This is a genomic window from Paenibacillus sp. IITD108, assembly GCF_036541265.1.
Classification (GTDB): Bacteria; Bacillota; Bacilli; order Paenibacillales; family Paenibacillaceae; genus Pristimantibacillus.
Genome location: NZ_JAZHCT010000004.1, coordinates 262,806 through 285,286 on the forward strand (window position 1 = coordinate 262,806; position 22,481 = coordinate 285,286).

The window sequence follows — 22,481 nt, forward strand, 5'->3', positions numbered from 1 at the left end:
ATCCATATACCAAAAAGCTGTCTCTGGAAAGTTTTACTTACCTTCAGAAACAGCTCGCAATCCTCTAAGATTTAATCGTAACCGAAGTAAGCTTTGGAGAGCTTACCAATCCGGGCGCGCGGAATTCAACTTTGTACTGCATGTACTTGGCGTTTTGCGGAGCGTGCAAGGCACTGCCACTGTCGACGATGCTCTCGCTCCAGACAGAGCCCTTCACTTCCTCTTCACTGTGGCCGAAGCGCACATGGAACGATAATGATGTCTTGAATGGCGTCTCGCCTTGCCATTCAATCCTTTGCGGCCTATCACATGCGAACACTGGGGATATATAATGCTCGTTATCGCTCCGATCCATCGCATTGCCTTGATTCTTCGCCGTAAAGTTATGCGGGCCATATCCAAGTATGTCTTGAGCATTCTCTATATCAATACCGTCGGGGCCATTCATAATAAGCTTGGAATTGACGATATGTCCCAGGTCATTGCGATGACAGCAAATGAACAAATCCGGATATCCATTACCGTTAAGATCGACCGGGGTAAACGCGATTGATGACAAGCAATCGATCATCTCTGGACGCTCCCAATCGAAATTGCCTTTGCCATCCCCGCGAAAGATGCGGGCAGGAAGCTCCCTTGTTTCGGTTGTCGAATAGAACGGAAGAAGCAAATCCAGATTGCCGCTGCCAGTCATATCGGCTAAGGCCGGGAATCCCGTCGTCCCCCCTGTCTCGAACATGAACGTACTCTCCTCAGGAAAACCTTCATTTCCATTCCGCAATACGTACACATGGCTCGACAAACGGGTATAATGTCCTGCTGTCGTTACGATGAGTTCCAGCCAGCCATCCTTGTCGATGTCGGCTGTCGCCAGCCCCATAATCAGCGCGCCATTATAATCCTTAAGCCGGATCTTGCCATAACGTTCCTTATTAAATCCTTCCGTGCCTCCATAGTACACGCCTATAGAGCCTTCTCCGTCTCCGTACAAGAAATCGATATAGCCGTCATTATTAATATCAGCAAGCAGAATGGCCTGTGAGATTCTTGTGTATGCGGGCAAAATCATGCGTCTGTCATTGGAATAACCGTTCGGCCCCCCGTAATAGACGACAACCGAGTGGCTCAGTTCCTCCTCCGTATTCCTCATGACCCATGGCACCACAATTAAATCCAGCCAGCCGTCGCGATTGAAATCACCCACCATTACTCCGCCTACAATATGGCTTAAGCCATACTTTTCACAAGCGGGGTGGATGACATCGTAGTAATTGGATGAATCAGGTCCGTCTGCAGTTCCTTGAAAAATACGAATGCCTTCTACCGTCGTTACAATCAGCTCGACAAACCCATCATTGTCAACATCCGCCACCGCATAAGTGTGGCACATTATATTAACCGGGTAATCCTTGCGATTTTCAGCCTTGTATTGATGATCAGGCGTTCCGTAATAAACAAACACCGGGAAATTCGGATCCATTTGCGAGGGTCCCTTCATCGTGTTGCAAAATATAATTTCTTTCACGCCGTCGTTGTCCAAATCGGCGGCCGTACAGCCCATCGGCCCATGGGTCTCAAAGCTCGTGACATTGTCAAGGCTGTAACCGTCCTCGCTGTTCCAGAATACTAGCGACACCGTGTCATAAGCAGTTGATGAACAGTAGTGCGAAGCTATAATATCGATACGTCCGGTATTGCGAATATCAGCCGCTTTCACCCAGGAGCAGCCATAGCAAGGCAGCTTCATCCACACATGTTCCAAGTCATTGGCTTTGCGAATTTCCACTCCTTCAAGCGTGGCGATCACAAGCTCGGGAATGCCATCGTTATCGATATCAGCGATATCGGTAGTGAGCATCCCTTTGACGAATTGACCGGTCATTCCGGCAATATCAAGTACGAGCCGATTTTCGGCACTGAATGAGCCGTTGTCATTCCAATAGATGATAAGCTGATTTCCGCCGGCAAACAGAAGCTCCTTCCTTCCATCTCCGTTCAAATCGGCGGCCAGCACCTGGCCGGCATGCCGGGTAGGCAGGCGTACGGGATTGTCCGTGTCGAATCCTTTGGGCGTTCCCCAATAAACGACCGACTCGATGTCGTAATTGTATTGATCTCGCAAGTTGACAAGCGCCAGATCGGGATAGCCGTCGCCATTCAAGTCCTCGCAAATAAGCGAAACGGTGGCAAGGCCGGGAATCTTGTACTTCTCCGTCACATCGACAAATTGCCTTGGCGCTGTCTGAACGTATACCTTCTGATGCAATGGAACACCCGCGTTATGATGATCATACCATGCGGTCGTAAATATTAGATCATTCAATCCATCGCCATTAATATCGAACACCGCCACATCGTAAGCTCCGATCGTATCAAGCTCCGTACACTCGCCGGTAAGTCCGTTTGGCCCTCCCCAATAAATGTACGATTTCAGCTCGGAGGTAACTCCGTTCTCGCTATTGGCAATAATGAGATCCAAATATCCGTCTCCATCTACATCTATTGCCTTCGGCAGCCATCCGCTGTCATGGGGAAGCTGGAATTTCTCCCAGTCTCCCTCCTTCTCTGTATAGATATAAGTGGGAGCACGCTCGATATAGCCATGGGTGTTAGGCAATACGATATCGAAGAGACCGTTATTGTTCAGATCGTTATCCATAATCCGGCGAATTGTTCCGGCGACGTCAACGAACAAATTGTCCCCGCCATTTCCGAAAGTTCCTTTAAGAAACTGCTCTAATCCTTTATGTTCGATGTTCATTTCGGCTTCTCTCCTTATAGCAAATGATCTCTACAATCTCGCTGAACTTACACTTTTATAGACAACTCTTCAATTTTTTCTGCTAAGAAAGAAGAGGCTGTCGTTAAGGACAACCTCAGAGATAGCGTTGTTTGTAGCAAGGCGTTTGCGCTAACGGCCGAATTTACAGGAAGGCATTCCAGCCAGCTTTCTTCTATCCTTTCACTGCCCCAACCGTTAAGCCTTGCACAAAATATTTTTGAAACGAAATAAAAACAATTAGCACTGGCATGGAAGCCAGCACGGAGCCTGCCATGATGAGCCCCCAATTGACTGCTTCCACATTGATGAGCGACTTGACGCCTAGCGGCAAAGTCATCATCGTGGAATCTTTAATAATAAGCAATTGCCAAATGTAATCATTCCAACTGGATACAAACGTAAAGATCGCGATCGCTCCAAGCCCAGGTTTAGCCAGAGGCATCATAATTCGCCAATAGATACCCGGCTCGCTGCAGCCGTCGATTTTTGCCGATTCAAGCATTTCTTTCGGAATAGTCATCATGAATTGTTTAAGCAGGAAGATCATATAAGGCGCAGCCAACGCAGGAATAATTAATCCTCCGTATGTGTTGACCAATTGCAATCCAATCGCCATTTTGAATTGCGGAATTAAGAGCGCCGCAGACGGGAGCGTCATAGAGCCGACGAATAAAGCGAATATATATTTCCCTGCCCGAAAAGGTACTTTGGCTAGTGCATAGGCAGCCATAGAAGATATAATGACAACCAGAAAGGTCGTAACCAAACTTACGGCAATACTGTTCATCATCCATCTTGCCGCTTGAGTCTCCAGCAACTGCACATAGTTTGATATGATTGGCTTGGCAGGAAATAGCTGTGGCGGAATCTGATAGGCAACCGACATTTCCTTAAACGATGATGAAAGCATCCAATAAAACGGAAATAGAAACAGCAAGGCAATGATGACGATTAATAGTTTGGAACCGGCGGTGACCAGCTTTTCATTAGATAGCATCACTCATTCCCCTTAATACTCAATTTCTGTTTTCAGAAGTTTAAATTGAATCCAGGCTATCGCTACAATAATAATGCTTAATATAACGGCCATCGCACTTCCTCGGCCATAATCGCCGTTAACGAACGCTTCCTGGTAAAGCAATAACAATATGGTAGATGTTGCGTAATGCGGCCCTCCCGCAGTGAATAGCAGAATAATCGCAAATACTTGAAAGGCTCCGATTGTAGCCGTCACGACGACGAACAGAATGGCCGGCTTCAGCATCGGCAGCGTGATGCTTGCATGCTTGCGAAATAAAGATGCGCCATCGATTTCGGCAGCTTCGTAATAGCTGGGAGGGATACCGCCAAGTGCAGCTGTTAATATTACGATTGGTTGTCCCACTCCCATCGTGAGAACGATAGCAGTCGTCGTGATTAGCGCCATATCATAGCTCAGCACATTGACTTTATCCATACCGAACAAGCCGATAACATAGTTCAGCAATCCGTAATCATAGTTCAAAATATATTGCCACATTAACGTGATGCTAACGACGGATGTAACTGCAGGAATATAGAACACTGCTTTAAAAAAACTTTGTCCCTTCGATTTGAATTGGCTAATAATAATCGATAAGGTTAGGCTGAGCAGCAATTTCGCCGGGACAAGCATCAACGCAATAAGCAAAGTGTTTTGGACCGATTTGCGAAACACTTCATCCTCCAGAAGATGCCAGTAATTGCCCAGGCCGGCCCAGCCAGAGGAATACACCGTATAGGAATAAAGACTTGTTTTGATCGCGTCCAATATGGGATATAGATAAAACAAGGCAAAGAACAGCAGCGCCGGAGCCACAAACATATAGCCGTATCTTTCCTTATGCAAGAGGACAAGTTGTTTTTTCAGCATTGCACTCCACACTCCTGTTCCATCCGAAATTAGTTTATTTTTTGGAGGCTGAGGCTGCCTTAACAATTTCATTTGATTTTTTCACAAAATCATCCATTGCTTGCTGAGGCGTCTTCGCTCCAATAAATATGGCTTGCATTTCCGGGAAAAATACGGCTCTCGTCTGTGTATAACCATCGACATCATAGGATAAGTCAATACGGGAAATTTTCTCCGTTTCCGATATCGCTTTAGACATATATAGCTGTTCGGGGCTAAGCTCATCCACCATCATATGCTTGCCGAAAACATCGAATGTCTTTGCTGCCTTGAAGAAATCCGGATCTTCGTTGACAGCGAAATCAACAAACTTCTTGGCATACTCGATCTTTTTCTCATCGCCATTATTGAATAAGACAAATACGCCGCCACCAGGCACGATAACGCCATGATCTTCCTTCGAGCTAGGGAAAGGAGCCAGCATCATTTCAAATTCTTCGGGAATGGTACCATCCTCTTTCGCTTTTTTCACGAGATTAAACGTATTCAAGGAACCAAGCGCCACCGCTGTCTTTCCTTGCACAAAATAGTCATTGCTCATCGAGGCTGGTCTTGTCTCCGGATTCGGGAAAACAAGCCCTTTCTCGACGAGTGACTTCACCCATTCAAGCGCCTGCACATTTTCCGCAGAGTTCATTACACTGGTGACACGATCATCCGAAAATTTCTTGCCGCCGAAGCCTGCCATAAAGCTGTGATAAAGCATATCCCCCTGCTCATTCAAAGCAAACAGCGTCATAGGATAAGAGTCATTCTTCTGGTAATCCTTCACTGCCTTCAGCAACTGCTCGAATTGCTCTGTCGTCCACGTGCGCATCTCGCCCTTTGGCAAAAACTCGGATGCTCCCGCTGCTTCAACCAGTGTCTTATTAATGACAAGCATCGTTGCTCCAAGACCGGTTGGGTAGCTGAAGATCGTTCCGTCGGACAACGATACCATTCGAAGAAGATCCTCTGGAATTTGCTTCAACTGTTCATCCGTGAACATATCGTTGAGCGGAACGGTATAGCCCCGCTGAGCATAGCCTGTCGTACGGCCCGGATAATCATTGAAGATGTCCGGTGCGGTATTGGAGGCGAGCGCCACATTAACCTTCTGATCGCCGCCTTCATATGGGATAATCTCCAATTTGATCTTTACATTCGGATACTTGTTTTGAAACTTCTCAATCAGCACGTTATTGTATTCACCCGGCTTCTGTCCCGGCAAATCGAGAACGGGATAAGTCCAGAATACAAGCTCGACGTTCTCATCATCCTTTGTTTCAGCTTTCGGCTGCTCGCTGCTGACAACTCCTCCCGGCGTGGATGAACCACTTGCCGGTACTGTTTCATTGCTCTTGCCGCATCCGCTAAGGATTGCCACAATTAGAACAAGCACAGCCAGACTAATCGTTCCGTACTTTCGCTTTACCTTTACCATAGGATAGCCCCTCCAAATTGTGTAGTTGAAAGCACTAAATAAATCGCTTTCATTTCTCAAGGTATACGAAAAACTGTTACTCTGCCCATATAATAATCTGGGTAAAACCATGAAAAATGTGGTTAGTTACCTTGCTTCTCCCTGTATTTGCCCGGAGAAACCCCGAAAGCCCCCTTAAAGCATAGGCTAAAATAATTGGCGTCGTTATAACCGACCTGCAAGGCGATCTCACCAATCTTATTACCGGTTTGCCGCAGCAGTTTCTCAGCAGCTTCCATTCGCACTGTTGTAACATATTGCGAAAAGTTAACTCCTGTCTCATGCTTGAACAGCTTGGAGAAGTAATTCTCGCTAATGTGAAGCTCCTTGGCAATATTGCCAGCGGATAAATCATTATCTGCATAGCGGCTTTGGATGATCTCAATTGCTCCTGCAATCGTTTCGTTCATTCGTTTCTCACGGCGTTCTTCTATTAATCGGGTTGCCGATTGCAGGAATGCGGCAAATTCTCGTTTGAGCTCATGCGCGCCGGCATGAAGATGGATATTGTTAATAGAAGGAACCTGAATATTCGACTGCTCGCTCCCAAACAAGTCAATCCCTCTATCGCTCATTAATTTGAATATTTTTAAATACGTATTCACAATCGTTCGATTCATCGCTTCCTTGCTTACAAATTGCTCCTTGAAGGTTATAAACAGCTTGTCGATCATTGAGAGCAGCTCTTCCTCTTTCATATACTTGACCGCATGGACAATGCCATCCTCCAAGACGTCCAACTGCTCGTAGCTATAAACATATGCTTGAATATCGTTTATATAAATCATTCCATTCCGATCAAACAGATGCTTGTAATTAAGTGCATCCAGCGCTTCCAAATAAGACTCATGGATATGTTCAGCACTCGCGTAAAAGCGGCCAACGCCAATCGTCACTGGAATGTTCTTTTGTTCATTCAACATCTTGTGCAAGTAGGGAACGATATCCTCATCCTCTCCATGCACAATCATAATGACGCGCCTGGCATCAAGAATATGCAATAACGCACTGGAATGAATAGCTGCAAGTTCTGATTGGAGCAGTATCTCCACATCATCAATCGAGACTCCGGAAGCATCTATGTTCGAACGATCGTTTATTTCTACAACAGCGACGCCATGGGCGGAGTCAAACGCAGGAAGCCCCAATTCCTTCGCCTGCTGCAAAAGGCCGCTATCTGCCGTTCTACCCAGCAGCAGCTTGCCGATCAATTGCTCCTTGCGCAGCGGAACGCTATTGCGCAGCGTCGTTACCATTTCATTAAAATTGTTAGCTAGTATGCCGATTTCGTTAAGCGGCGGATTTGTCATTTTAATATTGAGGTTGCCTTGTCTAACCCGATTCATTAATCCGATCAGTTCATTGATCGGCTTCACCAGCGTCCTGGAAAGAAACACAGCGATAATGACTACGACGAGCAAATTAAACAATATTAAATAAAAATTAACCTTTTTAATAAAAGCTACATCTTGATAGATCGAACCGATAGGAGCGCGATTGACCAAGGTATAGTCGTAGTGCTTATTTTTCAAATAAGTAATGAAGTAATTGTCGCCATAAAGTGGAGTTTGGAACGAAGAAGCTATATCTGTAAAACTGTTAAAAGAAATGGCACTTTCCGTGCCCTGCAGTTCCTTTTGAGCATCGATCACAGTAATCCCCGATATATCAATGAGACTTGTTAATGGCAGATCGGAATCCTGAAATAAAATGCTTCCCAACGCTTGCTTCTTAATGCTCATAGCAATAACGCCAATCGGCCTGGTTCCCCGCAATTCGTTAATCGTCCGATACAATGTCAAGTTATTCGTATCTCGAGAGTATGCTCCCGAGTAATCGATAAACAATCCGCCATTCAAAGAACGTACCTGATCGTATAACGGCGATTCAAAGTAGTTGTCCATCAGTCCTTCCATATAATAATTGCCATTATTAAGTGTATATTTCTTCCCGCTTAAATCCATTAATTGAATGGCGTTTATCTCCGTATTGGTCACATTGACCTCATTCATTCTGTAATACACTTCATTGACAAGCTCGAGCTGCCTCTGATTGGAAAGCTCGCTAGCTTGTTTTAGCAGTGTTTGCGTCGACTCGCTATAGGCAAGTGAATTCATTACAGTGCCGTAATTGTCCAGTTTGAGCGTAATGCGGTCATCTATATTGCGAAGTGAGTTAATGACAGCGCGATTTTCTTTCTCCGTAATGATTTGTTCAGTCACCTTGCTTGTTACTACAGCAAAAATAGAAATAACGAGAATCGATAGCACAATATACGAACCGATCAATATATTTTTCAATGAAAAATAAGCGTGGTAAAAGCTGGCTTTAGCCGCTCTGCTTTTATCGTCTTCATAATGCTCACTCATCGTACTCCCCCTTTTTAGCAAGCGCTTTCATATTTCATTAATGACATCATTGCACCCATTCGCTTATCCTTTTTTATTTCTTCAGAATAGCATAAACGATTCTTTCATACCCTATAGAAATCTGGGTTTTTCCTTAAAAATAAGGTTAATTAACTTCAAGCAGGAATTATGTTGCAGTAGTACATGTGATTGCAGCAAACGTTTTTTTATTCATTTAAACGGTATCCCCTTCGTTCAGTTACAGGCGGTGAGCAATAATTGAGCGAGTGGAGAGTAACCGACTAGCAGGTCCATATACTCATATACTCATATACTTATAAGCGAAAAAGAAGCCTATTAAATCCAGACTTTTCTATTGATCTTATCTCGCACATTATTCAATATGCAAACCTCGCTTTTAGAACTTGAACTCTGCAGTCCATACTTAGAAATCAAGCTTACATGAGTATCCAGCTTTTTCGAAGAATATTTATGAGGCGATCCAGCCCTTAGAGCAATTTCATAAACTTTTTAGGCGAATCAACTATAACGAAGAAAATTCATTTTACTGAAGCCATACTTAGTTGAGACAACCCTTCAAAAATCAAGCGTCCCTTGGCTTTTATATTGTAATAGTAACAACTCTCGTCCAGATAAGCTTGCAAATACTTTGGTCCCAAACTGCCATATGTTCGTTTCAACCGTCCCATACTGTTGTCATATATGTTCTGCAGGCAGCGTCGCTTGCGATATGGCATGCCGGTAGAATGCTCGACAGATGTTCCCTTTTTCACATGCCTTTCCTCGAACAAACGTATCCCCAAAGGCAACAATCGCCTTCCTTCTATATGTTCTTTAGCAATTAGCTTGATTTTGACATACTCAGGCTGCCCCGAGTTGCCCAAAGAAGCGCCAACAAGAAACGGCCTCTCTTGAGAATCACGTTCGAGTAAAACAGCAGGAATAAGTGAAAGAGGAGGCTCTGGATTAACCAGAAGCGCGGATGCCGGCATAAGCAATCGGGCAGCGCAAAGATCCCGTACGGATAAATGATTAAAGGCCATGCTTGGATCGGGCTTAGATTCAATACTAAAAACAGGATCGAAATGAAGTACAGATGTTGATGAAGCCAAGTCGTAATTAGACGCAAACATAGCAGTCGATACAGCTGATGCGGAATCGGAAATGGATATCGGTACAGGAGCAGATACGGATGCTGATGCTTGAAGATTCTCCTTTGTAACAAGGTCGCTTAATGGCTGATCGGCATCTAATTGGCTGATGGCCTGGCGAATTTTCTGGCAAATTGACCAGGCCGTCTTATAAGTCACCTGGAGCAAGATTTGCATTTGCAGTGCATTAACCCCTATTTCAGCAATTGAAAGAAAAAAGAACGCTGTCAGCCACTTGCGCAGCGGTGTGCGGCTTCCCTCCATGATCGTCCCAGCTGTCAATGTTGTTTGATGGTGGCAGCAACGACATTGGTATAGCGGCGCTCTGCGGGTAGTAATTACAACGGCCCGGTCGTGGCTGCAGCGCGGGCACAAATAGCCATTTGGCCATTTCAAATAGAATAAATAGTCATAGCAGGCTGATTCCGAGGCAAACCGTTTCTGAAATGCCCGCCATGCTTTTACAAGCTTTACTTTCTGTCCCTGATCGCTATGGCCATCACGACCGCGCAAATACGGCAGCCGCAATAATGTCTTGACTATTGTCTTCTCGTCGCAAACCATGATCGCCCTCCGTCAAAAGAAATTTAATATTTGAATCATGAATCGGTATCGGTTAGCCAGGGTCGAGCCTTTGAACCGCAATTTTTTTATTCGTGCATTTGGCTTTCATAATTATATTATACAGAACACATGTTCTCTATTCAATGTAAAGATAAACGGCTTCTGCCGTCCTTTGGAAAGGCGCGTTTACCGATGAATTATAAGAACAAGTTTATAGAAAAAACTTATAAATTCTTATAATTTTAAAAAAAGATCATTCGTTCTAATGTCACTCCCTATGTTCGATCATTCTTTTTCGTTGGATATGTAACTGAGTAGAGGGGATACCGAATAAAACACTGAATAAAACACCTATCGCCAATGAAGCAAAAGAGGGGAACCCTTCGGTTCCCCCTAAAAACTTATACCTGTTCTATATTTCGTCGGTAAACACATTTACCCAAAGGACGGCGATAGTCGTTTATTCTTGCGGTTGATTAAACCTTTACCTTGATCACTATTTTTTTAACCGGCTGTGGAGTGTCAACCGCCAAACAAGGCATATGAACATCTTGTGGCGCTGCCAATATAAAGTGACCTTCACGCAGTATGAAGAAATCACCTGCCGCATCGTATAACGCATAGTCGGAATCGGTATCGTAAGGTTGTGTTACAACCGCTTGCCCGATAGGCGCGTAACCAAAGCTCTCCTCGCCTTCAGCCATAAATTGAATGTCCATGTACCGCTCATGTGCTTCCCAAAGTCCTTGCTCTCGCGGTTTCGTTTCATAATGCTGAACGAGTGCAAAGATATTGTCTCCGTCAATCTCATATTTTCCAGGCTCAAGAGTTTTCCATTCCTCGTTAGTTATAAATTGTGCTGCTTGCTCTAACCGGGGATGAAAGCCTGTATACAGCTTGAAATTTTGCAAAGCATCTCTAATCATTATGAGACCTCTCCTGTCATTTGGATGAATATGTATTACTGTTGCAAATACCATTTGTTCGACAATTCTTCCGCACTAGGCAAAATATTCAGATATCGATAGATTTGCTCAGCTATGAAAGCATGACCACGGGCACCGGGATGAATACTATCATGCATAAGCATCAAGTGACAATTGGTCGATTCTTGCACCTGTTCACACCAATGGCTGTAAATATCACATAAAGGAGCACCCGTTGCGGCCGCCACTTCCTGCACCGCTGCAGCGTACTTTGGATAGGCAATTCTAGATATGACCGCTTGCTCATGAATATTAAAATCAAGCAAATTCTGAGTTAAAAGCAGCACCTCTGATCCAGATGCAATAACTCTAGTGATAATCTGTTCCAAGTTCCTTTTAAATTGGGCAATACCTGCTTCTCCTTGTACAGAATCATTCATGCCGATCATCACTGTAATCAGATCCGGTCTGAATCGCAAGGCGTCTTCATCCAGTCGATTCAGTATTCCCTGCGAAGTATCACCACTCTTTCCAGCGTTGAACACATATGACTTGCGATTGTACCGTTCCATTAACCGTTCTGTAAGCAGACCCACATAATTAAGCTTGCCCTCAAGATGATAATTCTGTTCTGTAATAGAATCGCCTATGCAAACGATAAAAGCTCGTTCACCACGCTGCAATTGATCTAACACCCTGAGCCTCAACATTTCACCTACTTATTCTGAGAGATATCCATAACACAAAAACCATCATGAGTATGTCCTGCTCCACATGCCTGGTGAAAGGAGCCGCTCGGGAAGATTCCGGAATCTCTCTCTTATTTCTTTACAAATTGACTCTGGCACAGCAGGTCCTTCCATTAGCCGCAAATTTTCCTCCAGTTGCTCAACTGTCTGCACGCCGATAACCAAACTATCTACACCCGGCATATCGCGAATATAGGAAACAGCCAGCCCAGCAGGAGTTAAGCCACAACTATTTGCAAGCTCGCGAAGCTGGCGGATCGGCTCAATAGCTTCGGGCAGTTGAGATGGCAGCTCCGCTTCATTTGCATAGAGAAGTCCTTGCAGAAATACGCTGCGGACAAACACGGTTTTGCCGGCGGATCTCAACATCTCCAGACACCCGTTATTTAGCGGTCGATGATCGAACAAATTTAATGGAAGCTGTACAGCGCCGAAAACGGAGTCTTCCAAATACGGATGCAACATTGCATATTCCTCTTCTGTATTGGACGAGAATGAAATACCCGCCTGTTTCACTAAGCCATCCCGTACAAGTTCGTCGAATACTTGAGCAATGATGTCTCCATGAGCTCGCATCGCACCGACGTTATGCAGCATCATAGCAGACACTTGCTCAACACCAAGCCTCTCAAGCGACGCCCTCGTCTGGCGATAAATCTCATCTTTTATTCGTGCAGGACTCCAGCCATCCTCCGGCTGCACATAAATTTTGGTAATGATTGTCGGAGCTTCTCCAGATTGCAACTTCCCCGAAAAATGGCCCAGTATTTGCTCAGATTCTCCGTACGTCGCAGCCGTATCATAGGTCGACACTCCGCCTTGCCATGCTGCTTGCAAAATACGATAACTCGCTTGAACATCAGGCTTTTGACTGTTGCCGATAAACCCGTAATTCATCCCAAGTTGTACAGTGCCGAGCGTCATTTTGGATACTGTAAGTTTATTCACGGACATTTCCCCCTTTCTTTTACCAGACTGTCCAGCCACCATCCAATAACAAATTATGGCCCGTGATGTAGCGTGAAGCTTCAGAGGCGAGGAAAACGATCGGCCCCTTAATATCATCATCTTCAGCTAATCTGCCTAACGGAGTCATGGACTTGTAATTTCTCACGAATTCATTCGAATCTTCCTTATGCTGATTGTCTCCTTCGTAATAACCGCCGGGACTAATCGCATTGACGCGAATATTATAAGGTCCGTAATAGCTGGCCATCCATTTCGTCATTCCAATCATCCCCCACTTCGCGAACGTATACTCGATACCGCTAGTCATACCCGTATCTCCATAGACGGGGAAGTGAGGCGCCTGCGCTCCTTGAATGGAGGCTATGTTAATAATATTTCCTTTGCCGGCGGCACGCATCAGCTTAACGGCTTCTCTCGAGATAAGCATCAGCCCCGTTCCATTCACCTGCTGCGCTGTATTCCATCCTTCGGCAGTCGTCTCTTCAACATTGTTTAAACCATAGCGGGAGACAGAGTTATTGACGAGAATATCAATTCGCCCGTATCTGTCGGACACTTCTGCGATAAATGCGATAATACTTTGCTCATCGCTCAGATCCAGCTTCATGCCTGATGCTTTGTATCCTCGTTCATTGAAGCGATCTGCGAGAGCTTGACACTTCCCCTCGTTGCGGGAAGCGATAATGACATGCGCTCCTGCCTCACAAAGAGCGGTTGAAATATGTTCACCGTACAATCCCGATCCACCTGTAACAATCGCAACCTGATCATTCAATTGGAACATATCCATCGTCGACATAACATACCCACTTTCTAATAATTCGGTACCCATATTTGCATCAGAATAGCATAGGCTACTCTTTCACACCCTATAGAAATCTGGGTTTTTCCTTAACAATATGGTTATATTTGCTTTACAGCCATCTAGCCTTGCTCCAAATAGAGAGGGAGTATACCACCGCATACTCCCTAATCTCTTATTGAATAGCTCTCAGTAAAATCGTCACCGCTTCCGCTCGAGTCGATGTTTCGCCTGGAGCAAAACGGTTGCCGCCGCGCCCTTTGACAAGTCCCTTGGCAACTGCTTCAACAACTAATGATTTTGCCCAAGCCGGAATATTCGCATCGTCTTCAAAGCTCGTAGCAGTCTCTTCGCCGATTGGGAGTTTTAGCGCACGCACTGTCATTGCAATCATTTCTATGCGAGTGATCCTCGCATCCGGACGGAAGGTGCCGTCATCATAGCCATGTATAATGCTCGCTTTCAGCGCCTGCGCTACAGACAGCAAAGCCCAGTTCGGGATTTGCTCGCTATCGGCAAACGACAATGGCAACGCTTCTTCATCGGCCTCCAGCTCCAGCGCGCGGGCAAGCATAACGATGAACTCAGCCCTTGTCACCGCTTTATCCGGCTTGAACATGCCATCCGGATAGCCATTGACAATCCCTAACCTTACCGCCTCATAAACTGCAGAATTACTCCAATGTCCTTCCAAATCGCTAAACGACACGACAGGCTCTGTCGATCCAAGCGGCTTGGCGAAGACCGCGAATGTTGCCAAGCGATCTGTTTCCGCCGAAATAAAATCACCTTCAACCTTTCCTCCGATTTCAACCCAAACTTTTTTCACTTCATCATAGTAAGCAATAACAGGCTGTTGATTATCTTCAAGCTTATCCCGATCAAACCTCAGCTTAATCGTTGCCGGCTTCTTCAAGCTTCCTGCTATATTTTTCGATACATTAAAGGCAGGACTTAACCGGCTCCATTCCATATGCTGGGGAACGTCGGCTTCCTGAAGCTTTGAGATGGCAATACGCATTGCCTTATCCGAGGCTCCTACCGGAATCGTCAATTCTATTTCATTATTGCTTCCAAACGTCCCGCCTTCCCCGGCAGCAACGTTCCATTCATTGCCGGTATTGCCGCCGGTTGAAGGCGACGTCGGCCCCGATGAATTCCTTAGCTGCATACGGAAACGGTTGGAGTGGGCTTCCGCTGTATTACCGCTTAAATCAGCTGCTCGAATATGCAAATACCAATCGCCTGACACGTTCGACAAAGTCATCGCATCGCTTAAGCTGAATGCTTTCCAGCCTGTATCCGGAGCTGTTTCACTCTGTGCCCAAACATACTTAAGCTGATCTGCGTCGATACCGCTCCAATCATCTGTTACCGCCGCTTGGACAGAAGCTTCATACAGTATGGTTTCACTACCGTCTGGGGAGAATGCGATCGCCGGAGCAGTCGTATCCTCTTCTTCAGCTGCCGGCCCCTCATCTCCTATTAGTCCGGCTTGCGGCAGCGCCACAGATAGATCCTGAATAATCACTTCATCCACATAGACTTCCGTCCCAAGTCCGGAAGCACCGGATGAGATCATCAGATGGTTAATGACTTTACCCGGATGAGCAGCCTCTATCGTGCCCTTGAATGCATCATCCACATAGACGTCGGCCAGTCCACTGTCCAGATCAAAGTCAAGACGAATTTTATGCCATTCATTAAACGCCAAGCTTGTTGGTGTCGCCAGCTCTTGGAACTCGATCGGCTGGTCATACTCTGTGATCACCCGCATAATCTCTTGCTGTGGCGCTCCGAAAGTAAAGGCCGTGTCAGAGTAGTTTTGGTGGACTTTTACATAGCGCGCTTCGATTTCCAAACCATCTAGTCCAATCGTTATATTGCCGTCTTCCTTCTCGAAGCTCCAACCTTCTACAAGTGTCCAATCCCCATTATTCATATCGCTGACATACACTTCTAGGTTCTGCTGCTGTATCCGATTCCCCGGCAGGTTGTCTGGCGGCTGCGGTTTATTATATTGCTTGCTGTCAATCAAATGGATTTCACGCAGCTTGGCAGCCCTGCCAAGCTGCGATCCTTGTAATCAAACGCGAACGGGAAAGCGTCCGAGAAATTGGACAAGTTGCCAGTCAGCGGGTTGCTGTCCGGATTCACAAATCCTACTTTGACCGTCCCGGTTGAAGAATTTACTTCTGTATCTGTATATTTCAACGATCCGTCAGAATCTAGCTGCAGGATGAAACCGGCACCGAGCGCATTCCAATGCTGCGAGTATCCTTCCTGCAAAGAAATAAACAGATCATTGTCGAAGCTCTCTCCATAGATCGAAAGCTGCACGCTCGCTTTACGGGTTGCCGGGAACAGCCTTGATCCGCCCGTCACCCGCTGGTCATCAATATTGTCGTGAATATAAAGCGATCGATCACCTTGCCTCGCAACAGCGTCACTTGTAGTAACGACTCCGGAATTAGCCGTCTTCCACCAGTAATCATTCGCCAAAGTTGTCCCATTATCGGGCGAAATTCCGCTATGCTCATACTCGAAGCTATCCAATACGCCATGGCTGTAGCGCAAATAACGATCAAAATCCTCCACCAGCATAGAGAAGGACCCCGTCAGTCCAGGCCAGGTGAACAGCCACGCATCATCACCTGCCTTTACTCCATCCGCCTGAACGACGTTGCGCTTCTCATTCTCGGAAATCCAGCCCGGCGTAGACAGGCGAGTACGTCCAACCAGATCAGTATAACCCTGCCAGGTGAGCGTCTCATCATCGCTGTATGCAATGGTAAGATTATTGCGATAATAGTATGGAGGATCAGGATTATCACCACTGATATGAACATGCTAATAGCGATGCCATAGGAGTAATCCCCGATTTGCATGGAGTAGTTAAGCGCATACAAGTCAAGCACCTGCGAATACTCCATAACCAGATTGTTGCCGAGCAGCATCTGTGATTCATAGCCTGTCGCGATCAAGTAACCCGTGTTCAAGATTAGTAGAATGCTGGCAGTCGGCATAAGTCCAGGCAAAGATATATGAATCATTTTGCGGAAACGTCCCGCTCCATCCACATCGGCGGCTTCATAGAGCGCCGGGTCCACTCCGGCCAGCACCGCCAAATAAATAATTGTGCTCCAGCCCAGCTCCTTCCAGAAGCCGGCCATCGTATGAATGACCCAAAACCATTTTTCCTTGGATAGAAAAAATACTGGCTCATCCACAATGCCAAGCCAGAGCAGCAGCTCATTCAGCGGCCCGAAATCCGGAGACAGAACAAGTGTCACGATGCTGGCAATCACAACCCAGGAGACGAAATGCGGAATATACGTAATCGTTTGAATCGTTCGTTTGAACAATCTCGACCTTACTTCATTAAGAAGCAGCGCCAAACCAATTGCTCCTGCGAAGCTCGTAATCAGATGCATCAAACTCATCGCCAGCGTATTTCGAAGAACGATATAAAACCAGTCATCGCTGAACAGTTTTATAAACTGATCGAGCCCGACAAATTCGCTTCCGAATATGCCCTTTACTACGGAATATTTCTGAAATGCCATAATCCAGCCCCATAAGGGCAAATAACTAAATAGGGCCAATATGCCGACAAACGGCACAGACATAAGAATTAACTGATATTGCTGAGCTAATGTTTTCCACTTCTTTTTGCGGAGGTTCCTCTTCAGACCGGCATCCGTTTTGATCGCACTCGCAGTTTGTTCGATGTTGATCCCCTCCTCATTCATCATTGTTCTGATATTTGCGCCTGCGATTCATAATCAAGGATCACTTCATTAATACGGGGAGTTCCGCCGCTATTGACAGCTCCAAGAGCTAATCGATATTGTACCCAGTTGCCCGTATACTTGCCTGCGGACCACTTGCCGCCCTTCTCGAACCAGCTTCCCTCTCCATCGATGCCAGACCAGTTCGCCTCCATCAGCGCTTCTTCATTCGCGGCGGTTCGGATTTGTGCTTTAACCCACGTTTTCACCGGTACGGTTGCAAGCCAATCGATTCCGGTTAAGACGCAGCCTTCCGGCAGCTCAACAGGGCGTGATTCATAGAACTCATCAGGACCGCGGTCCATAATGTTGCCGATGTCCGAATGCGTCATTCCGTGTGGTCCTGTCGTAGGCAATTCTGTCCGGTTGTGTTCATTAAATCCTTTCGGACCGTTCCACCACACGAAGGACATGCCCGGATGATTCCCAAAGGTCTTATGGTTGGCCATCGCCAAATCGACATATCCGTCCTCATTAAAATCAGCGGCCAGCACACCGGCGACGGAATGACCGAATAGTCGCGTCCGCTTGTCCACTGAATAAGTTCCGTCCGGCTCACCCCAATAAATATACGAGTCGATATCGCGGGTTCGAGTTCCATGATAGCAAGCAACAAATATGTCAAGAATACCGTCATTGTTAAAATCAGCAATTGCAAGATCCGCGGCGAAGTGCGCCGGCAGCTCCGTCCTTCTGTCATTGGAATACCCTTCAGGGCCACCCCAGTAAATATAAACAAAAGTGCCGTAAGGATCGCCGACGTCTGCTCCTTTGTAACCGCCTACAATTAAGTCAAGCCAGCCATTGCCATTTAAATCCGCCGCGCGTGAGCTGATTCCCGCTCCTTCCGGCAGTAAGGTGCGCCGATTCAAATCAAATCCATCCGGCCCGCCCCACAAAATGAGCAAATCATCGGTTGCTCCGCAATCTGGTATAACGAGATCCAGCCAGCCGTCATTATTCAAGTCCGCCAGAGTCATGAATCTCGGCTGTCTGTAGGCAACGCCGTCAATAACTAATTGAATGCGCACCGGTTCGTCAACAAACCCATTCTCTGAGCCGTAAAAGATTAACAATTCGTCGTTGTTGTGGCCGACAACAATAAGATCAAGCCACCCGTCCCGATTAAGATCCGCACAGCAACTGCTCATCGAATTTTTCGTCGGAAGCTCCACTTTTTGCTCCTGACAAAATCCATCTGGACCGTTGTAGAAAACGAATGAGCCGTTATCCATATGCAGCGCGTTCTCATTACTGTTGGTCATGAACACATCCGCAAATCCATCATCATTAAAGTCGCAAATTCGCAGCTCTGTCGCTGCCCAGCCGGTCAGTTCAAGTCTTCGCTCAGAAGAGAAGCCGTCCGGTCCGCCCAAGTAAATAGCTGTTGGCACATCTCCCAAAATTCGATTAGTCATGTGATTAAGGAAAATAACCTGCGGATTCGCGCTGTCCATCGTTCGAGCAATAAATACACCCACGGCGCAATGTGTTTCAAGCCGCAACGGCGGCGCCTCCAAGCCATCTGTTGACCCTCGGTAAATAAGTGATTCATACGTATACATCGTTTCCGTCTTATCCTGGCATACGATGACATCGTCATAACCATTGCCGTTCAAGTCCGCTACTTCAATATCATAAGCACTTTTCGTCGTGAAAGAGGTCCGGTTGTCATTGGTATAGCTCTTCTCCGAATCCCAGTAAATCCACGATTTCTCCAGGCCGTCCGCTTCCTGCTGCCGCGAGGCGAGTATAATATCCTCACTGCCGGCTCCTCTTACATCTCCGATCGCTGCACTTATCACTTCGCCGCTATCGAGCACCAGCGGCTAATTTCCCTTTGCTAAACGTATCAAAGCCTTTTTCCTTAAGCACTCCACGAATCACATTCCAACAACTCCTTCTATCCAGCTGAATTAATTATATAATCTTGATTTCGATCAAAAACCATGGGAACATTCAGTTCTTGACAGGGGTATTTGCAGTAAATGATTATTGACGAGCCAAAATATGCTGATCCAAATAGTAGCGAAATGTTAGTAACGAATAAGTGTGCAAAACTTATAAACTGTTATAAATAAAACAAAAAAGCGATCAGGATTTCTCCTGATCGCTCTCTTGTTTTATTTAGACAATAGACCTCTAACCTTCAAAGCAGGCATCGGATCATTGCATGTCATGACGGTAGCTCCGCAGCCGATAGAGTAGTAGACTTTTTGTTCTGTGTCCGGACAGTAGCTCCAAACCTGCAAGCCCATTTCCTTAAAGCTGGCCACTGTTTGAGGGGTAAGCAGCTTCAGCTCTATGCCGATGGCCCACATTTTAGAATAGGTACCGTCCGCGCCTTCAACAAAATTACTCATAATCGAACCTATGAAGCCCTGTGTTTTCACACCGTACTCATCATGCATGTAGGCAAGCACGGATGCATCAAAGCTAGTAAATACGCATCGTGGAAGCATGCCGTACTGCTCTAGCAGTTTCATCGTTTGATCGACTACTTGTATCGCATCGGGACTTGGCTTTATCTCCACATTAAACAGCAATTCAGGGTAGGGTTGTAAAAAATCACAAAGCTGTTTAAGTGTAGGAATTTGCAGCCCGGCGAACATTGGATCAAGCCAGCCGCCTGCATCCATTTGCTGCAGCTCAGCTAATGTAAAGTCTCGAACAGCACCTGTCGCATTTGTTGTCCGATCTACTGTCTCGTCATGAATAACAACTACCTGCTGGTCCTTTGACAATCGCAAATCAAATTCGAGCATATCGACGCCTCTTTGAATCGCTTCATGAAAGGCAAGCAGTGTGTTTTCCGGGTAAGCGGTCTTGTAACCGCGATGTCCTGATATGACAATGGTCTGAATGTCTTGGATTTTCTCTATCATATCAATAGCTCCCGTTTTTTACTTGAATGAACGATCTGTGTTTTTCTTTAATGTATCGAGCGTTGCTGCGATATCTTTGCTGTCGTACATAATAGCTTCAATTGCAGAGAAGAATTCTTGCTCTACTTCAGTCCAAGCTACAGCTTTGTTAGTGTCAATCGCGTATTGCAATTGCTCGTAAGCCGTTTTACGGATGGGCTCTTTTGCCCATAGATCTTGGATCGCTTTGGACTCCGTCATCGACTTCGTGAATGGAAGGTAACCAGTATCAATAATGAACTGCAGAGCGCCTTGCTCATTCGTCATCATCCAGTTAATGAATTCCCAAGCTTCGTCCTTGTTAGTTCCGCTGTTTAACATAGATACGTTAGCGCCGCCAGTTGGGTTAGCATGAACTTGCTCTTTCGGCAAGAAAGCTGTTACGTATTCGAACTCAACAGAAGACAGAAAGCCGCCGATTGTACCTGTTGATTGATAAAGCATGCCTACTTTACCTTCTTTGAACATAGAACCTACGATGTTACCAGAGTCTGTTGCAGGCGGGTAGTATAGGCCACCATTGGATTGCAGCTTTTTAAGCTCTTCGAAAACTTTTACGCCAATACCGTTGTCAATAAAGCCTAGACCCGTGCCTTCTTCGTTAAAGAATCTGCCGCCAGCTTGCGTAATCATCGCCATTGGATACCAAGTGTCATACGGCATAGAGAGGCCATAGCGCTTGTATTCATTACCTTCTTTAATCGCTAACTTGGAAGCTACGTCCGCCATTTCTTCCCAAGTTGTCGGGATGGCAAGGTTTAGCTCATCAAGCATCGTTTTGTTAACATGAAGGATTGGAGTAGAACGGTTAAGCGGCAACGATACCAGCTTGTCATTGAAATTAGAGTGGCCCATTAGACCTTCGCTGAAATCGTTAAGATCCAGGTTCGTTTTTGCAACATAAGGTGTGAGATCTTCAAGTACGTCTGAATCCGAGAACATTTGAATATAAGCACGCTCAATCATCGCGACTTCAGGAGCGGACTTGGCAGCAATCGCTTGCTGCAGCTTGGTAACTGTTTCTTTATAGTTACCTTGGAAAGTGCCGACTACTTCGATTTTGTCTTGAGAATCGTTAAAACGTTTAATCATTTCGTCGATGCGTTCACCGTTTCCTCCGCCAAGCGAATGCCAGAAGTGAACGGTTTTCTTACCTTTACTGCCGCCATTGTCGGCCGTGTTAGACGGTGCTTTGGATGGATCTGTCGGGTTGTTTCCGCCTGTGGAAGATTGGCCGCACGCAGCTAGCATGCTCGCGACCAGCGTCAGCATAATAAGGATTACAGAAAACTTTTTCATTTTTTAACCCTCCATTTTTATGTTTCTAGGATGTATTAGTAATAATTACTTAATACCTGAGTAAACAAACGCTTTTACGATTTGTTTGGAGCTGAACAAGTACACAATCAGGATCGGCAGTACGAGCACCACGTTGCCTGCCATGATAATATGCCAGTTGCTGATGCCTTCTGTTTCACGCAGCATGGAAATACCAATGGTCAGCGGTCTAACAGCTGCGGAATCGGTCATCACGAGCGGCCAGAAATAATCATTCCAGTGGCTGACGAAGCTGAACAAGCCTACTGTAGCTAGAGCAGGCAAGGACATGGGCAGCATGATGCGAGTCATAATGCTAAGCTCGGACGCGTTATCCAAGCGGGCCGCCTCCACGATTTCGTCCTGAATTTGCATAAAGTACTGGCGAAGCAGGAAGATACCGAAGGCATTGGACATAAACGGAATAATCTGCGGCAATAACGTTTTCATAATGCCCCAATCCGACATCATCAGGTATACGGGAATAAATGTAACCTGACCAGGGATCATAAAGGCAAGCAGCACGAGGCTGAACAAAATTCCGCTGCCCCAAAACTTGTACTTGGCAAACGCATAAGCGGCCGGAATCATCACGATCATCTGAATGACGATAATGCTCAGCGTAATGACGACCGAGTTTTTAAAATAGGTCAGAAACGGTCCTGCCTGCATCGCATCGACGTAGTTAATAAACTGCGGCACCGATGGGATAATCGTAGGCGGAAAAGCGAGTGTTTCCCGAAAA

General features: G+C 46.0%; 17 protein-coding genes. All 17 read right to left on the reverse strand.

Annotation, left to right across the window (positions count from 1 at the left end; genetic code table 11):
- Positions 1-64 precede the first annotated feature (64 nt).
- Positions 65-2,761 carry an FG-GAP repeat domain-containing protein gene (locus V1L65_RS05450; protein ID WP_331698063.1) on the reverse strand — a complete coding sequence of 899 codons (2,697 nt, stop codon included), beginning with the start codon at positions 2,759-2,761 and terminating at the stop codon, positions 65-67.
- Between the two features lie 193 nt (positions 2,762-2,954).
- Positions 2,955-3,779, reverse strand: a complete 825-nt coding sequence (locus tag V1L65_RS05455) for a carbohydrate ABC transporter permease (RefSeq protein ID WP_331698064.1) — start codon at positions 3,777-3,779, stop codon at positions 2,955-2,957.
- A 12-nt stretch (positions 3,780-3,791) separates the two neighbouring features.
- On the reverse strand, positions 3,792-4,673 hold the full coding sequence (locus tag V1L65_RS05460; protein WP_331698065.1) for a carbohydrate ABC transporter permease: 882 nt from the start codon (positions 4,671-4,673) through the stop codon (positions 3,792-3,794).
- A 34-nt stretch (positions 4,674-4,707) separates the two neighbouring features.
- Positions 4,708-6,135, reverse strand: coding sequence for an ABC transporter substrate-binding protein (locus tag V1L65_RS05465; protein ID WP_331698066.1), 1,428 nt, complete (start codon positions 6,133-6,135; stop codon positions 4,708-4,710).
- A 122-nt stretch (positions 6,136-6,257) separates the two neighbouring features.
- Entirely contained in the window at positions 6,258-8,543 is a 2,286-nt protein-coding gene (locus V1L65_RS05470) for a helix-turn-helix domain-containing protein (protein ID WP_331698067.1), read from the reverse strand.
- Positions 8,544-9,082: 539 nt separating this feature from the next.
- Entirely contained in the window at positions 9,083-10,258 is a 1,176-nt protein-coding gene (locus tag V1L65_RS05475; RefSeq protein ID WP_331698068.1) for an IS1595 family transposase, read from the reverse strand.
- Positions 10,259-10,734: 476 nt separating this feature from the next.
- Positions 10,735-11,184: a YhcH/YjgK/YiaL family protein gene (locus V1L65_RS05480; protein ID WP_331698069.1), complete on the reverse strand. Its 450-nt coding sequence runs from the start codon at positions 11,182-11,184 to the stop codon at positions 10,735-10,737.
- A gap of 35 nt (positions 11,185-11,219) precedes the next feature.
- A complete protein-coding gene (locus tag V1L65_RS05485; RefSeq protein ID WP_331698070.1) occupies positions 11,220-11,879 on the reverse strand; it encodes an SGNH/GDSL hydrolase family protein in 660 nt (219 codons plus the stop codon).
- Between the two features lie 57 nt (positions 11,880-11,936).
- The gene (locus V1L65_RS05490; RefSeq protein ID WP_331698071.1) at positions 11,937-12,881 is read right to left on the reverse strand and encodes an aldo/keto reductase; all 945 of its coding nucleotides are present in this window, start codon (positions 12,879-12,881) and stop codon (positions 11,937-11,939) included.
- Positions 12,882-12,900: 19 nt separating this feature from the next.
- Positions 12,901-13,734 (reverse strand): SDR family NAD(P)-dependent oxidoreductase, encoded by an 834-nt coding sequence (locus V1L65_RS05495; protein ID WP_331698072.1) that lies wholly within the window; start codon positions 13,732-13,734, stop codon positions 12,901-12,903.
- Between the two features lie 145 nt (positions 13,735-13,879).
- On the reverse strand, positions 13,880-15,742 hold the full coding sequence (locus tag V1L65_RS05500; protein WP_331698073.1) for an S-layer homology domain-containing protein: 1,863 nt from the start codon (positions 15,740-15,742) through the stop codon (positions 13,880-13,882).
- Positions 15,739-16,308, reverse strand: a complete 570-nt coding sequence (locus V1L65_RS05505) for a hypothetical protein (RefSeq protein ID WP_331698074.1) — start codon at positions 16,306-16,308, stop codon at positions 15,739-15,741. The genes V1L65_RS05500 and V1L65_RS05505 overlap by 4 nt, the downstream gene beginning before the upstream one ends.
- A gap of 56 nt (positions 16,309-16,364) precedes the next feature.
- Complete coding sequence (locus V1L65_RS05510; RefSeq protein WP_331698075.1) at positions 16,365-17,459, reverse strand: ABC transporter permease; 1,095 nt, start codon at positions 17,457-17,459, stop codon at positions 16,365-16,367.
- Positions 17,456-19,318, reverse strand: coding sequence for an FG-GAP repeat domain-containing protein (locus V1L65_RS05515; RefSeq protein WP_331698076.1), 1,863 nt, complete (start codon positions 19,316-19,318; stop codon positions 17,456-17,458). Before V1L65_RS05515 ends, V1L65_RS05510 begins: the two co-directional genes overlap by 4 nt.
- Before the next feature lie 300 nt (positions 19,319-19,618).
- Positions 19,619-20,380, reverse strand: a complete 762-nt coding sequence (locus V1L65_RS05520; protein WP_331698077.1) for a glycerophosphodiester phosphodiesterase family protein — start codon at positions 20,378-20,380, stop codon at positions 19,619-19,621.
- A gap of 18 nt (positions 20,381-20,398) precedes the next feature.
- Positions 20,399-21,718, reverse strand: coding sequence for an ABC transporter substrate-binding protein (locus V1L65_RS05525; RefSeq protein ID WP_331698078.1), 1,320 nt, complete (start codon positions 21,716-21,718; stop codon positions 20,399-20,401).
- Between the two features lie 45 nt (positions 21,719-21,763).
- The coding region (locus V1L65_RS05530) for a carbohydrate ABC transporter permease (protein ID WP_331698079.1) at positions 21,764-22,481 on the reverse strand (718 nt) is incomplete at its 5' end.

What these genes read in the sequence shown, in the direction of transcription:
- V1L65_RS05470 (WP_331698067.1), bottom strand. Translation starts at nt 8,543, where the DNA reads ATGAGTGAGCATTATGAAGACGATAAAAGCAGAGCGGCTAAAGCCAGC.
- V1L65_RS05495 (WP_331698072.1), bottom strand. Translation starts at nt 13,734, where the DNA reads ATGGGTACCGAATTATTAGAAAGTGGGTATGTTATGTCGACGATGGAT.
- V1L65_RS05480 (WP_331698069.1), bottom strand. Translation starts at nt 11,184, where the DNA reads ATGATTAGAGATGCTTTGCAAAATTTCAAGCTGTATACAGGCTTTCAT.
- V1L65_RS05450 (WP_331698063.1), bottom strand. Translation starts at nt 2,761, where the DNA reads ATGAACATCGAACATAAAGGATTAGAGCAGTTTCTTAAAGGAACTTTC.
- V1L65_RS05525 (WP_331698078.1), bottom strand. Translation starts at nt 21,718, where the DNA reads ATGAAAAAGTTTTCTGTAATCCTTATTATGCTGACGCTGGTCGCGAGC.
- V1L65_RS05510 (WP_331698075.1), bottom strand. Translation starts at nt 17,459, where the DNA reads ATGATGAATGAGGAGGGGATCAACATCGAACAAACTGCGAGTGCGATC.
- V1L65_RS05455 (WP_331698064.1), bottom strand. Translation starts at nt 3,779, where the DNA reads ATGCTATCTAATGAAAAGCTGGTCACCGCCGGTTCCAAACTATTAATC.
- V1L65_RS05465 (WP_331698066.1), bottom strand. Translation starts at nt 6,135, where the DNA reads ATGGTAAAGGTAAAGCGAAAGTACGGAACGATTAGTCTGGCTGTGCTT.
- V1L65_RS05520 (WP_331698077.1), bottom strand. Translation starts at nt 20,380, where the DNA reads ATGATAGAGAAAATCCAAGACATTCAGACCATTGTCATATCAGGACAT.
- V1L65_RS05460 (WP_331698065.1), bottom strand. Translation starts at nt 4,673, where the DNA reads ATGCTGAAAAAACAACTTGTCCTCTTGCATAAGGAAAGATACGGCTAT.
- V1L65_RS05505 (WP_331698074.1), bottom strand. Translation starts at nt 16,308, where the DNA reads ATGCTGGTGGAGGATTTTGATCGTTATTTGCGCTACAGCCATGGCGTA.
- V1L65_RS05475 (WP_331698068.1), bottom strand. Translation starts at nt 10,258, where the DNA reads ATGGTTTGCGACGAGAAGACAATAGTCAAGACATTATTGCGGCTGCCG.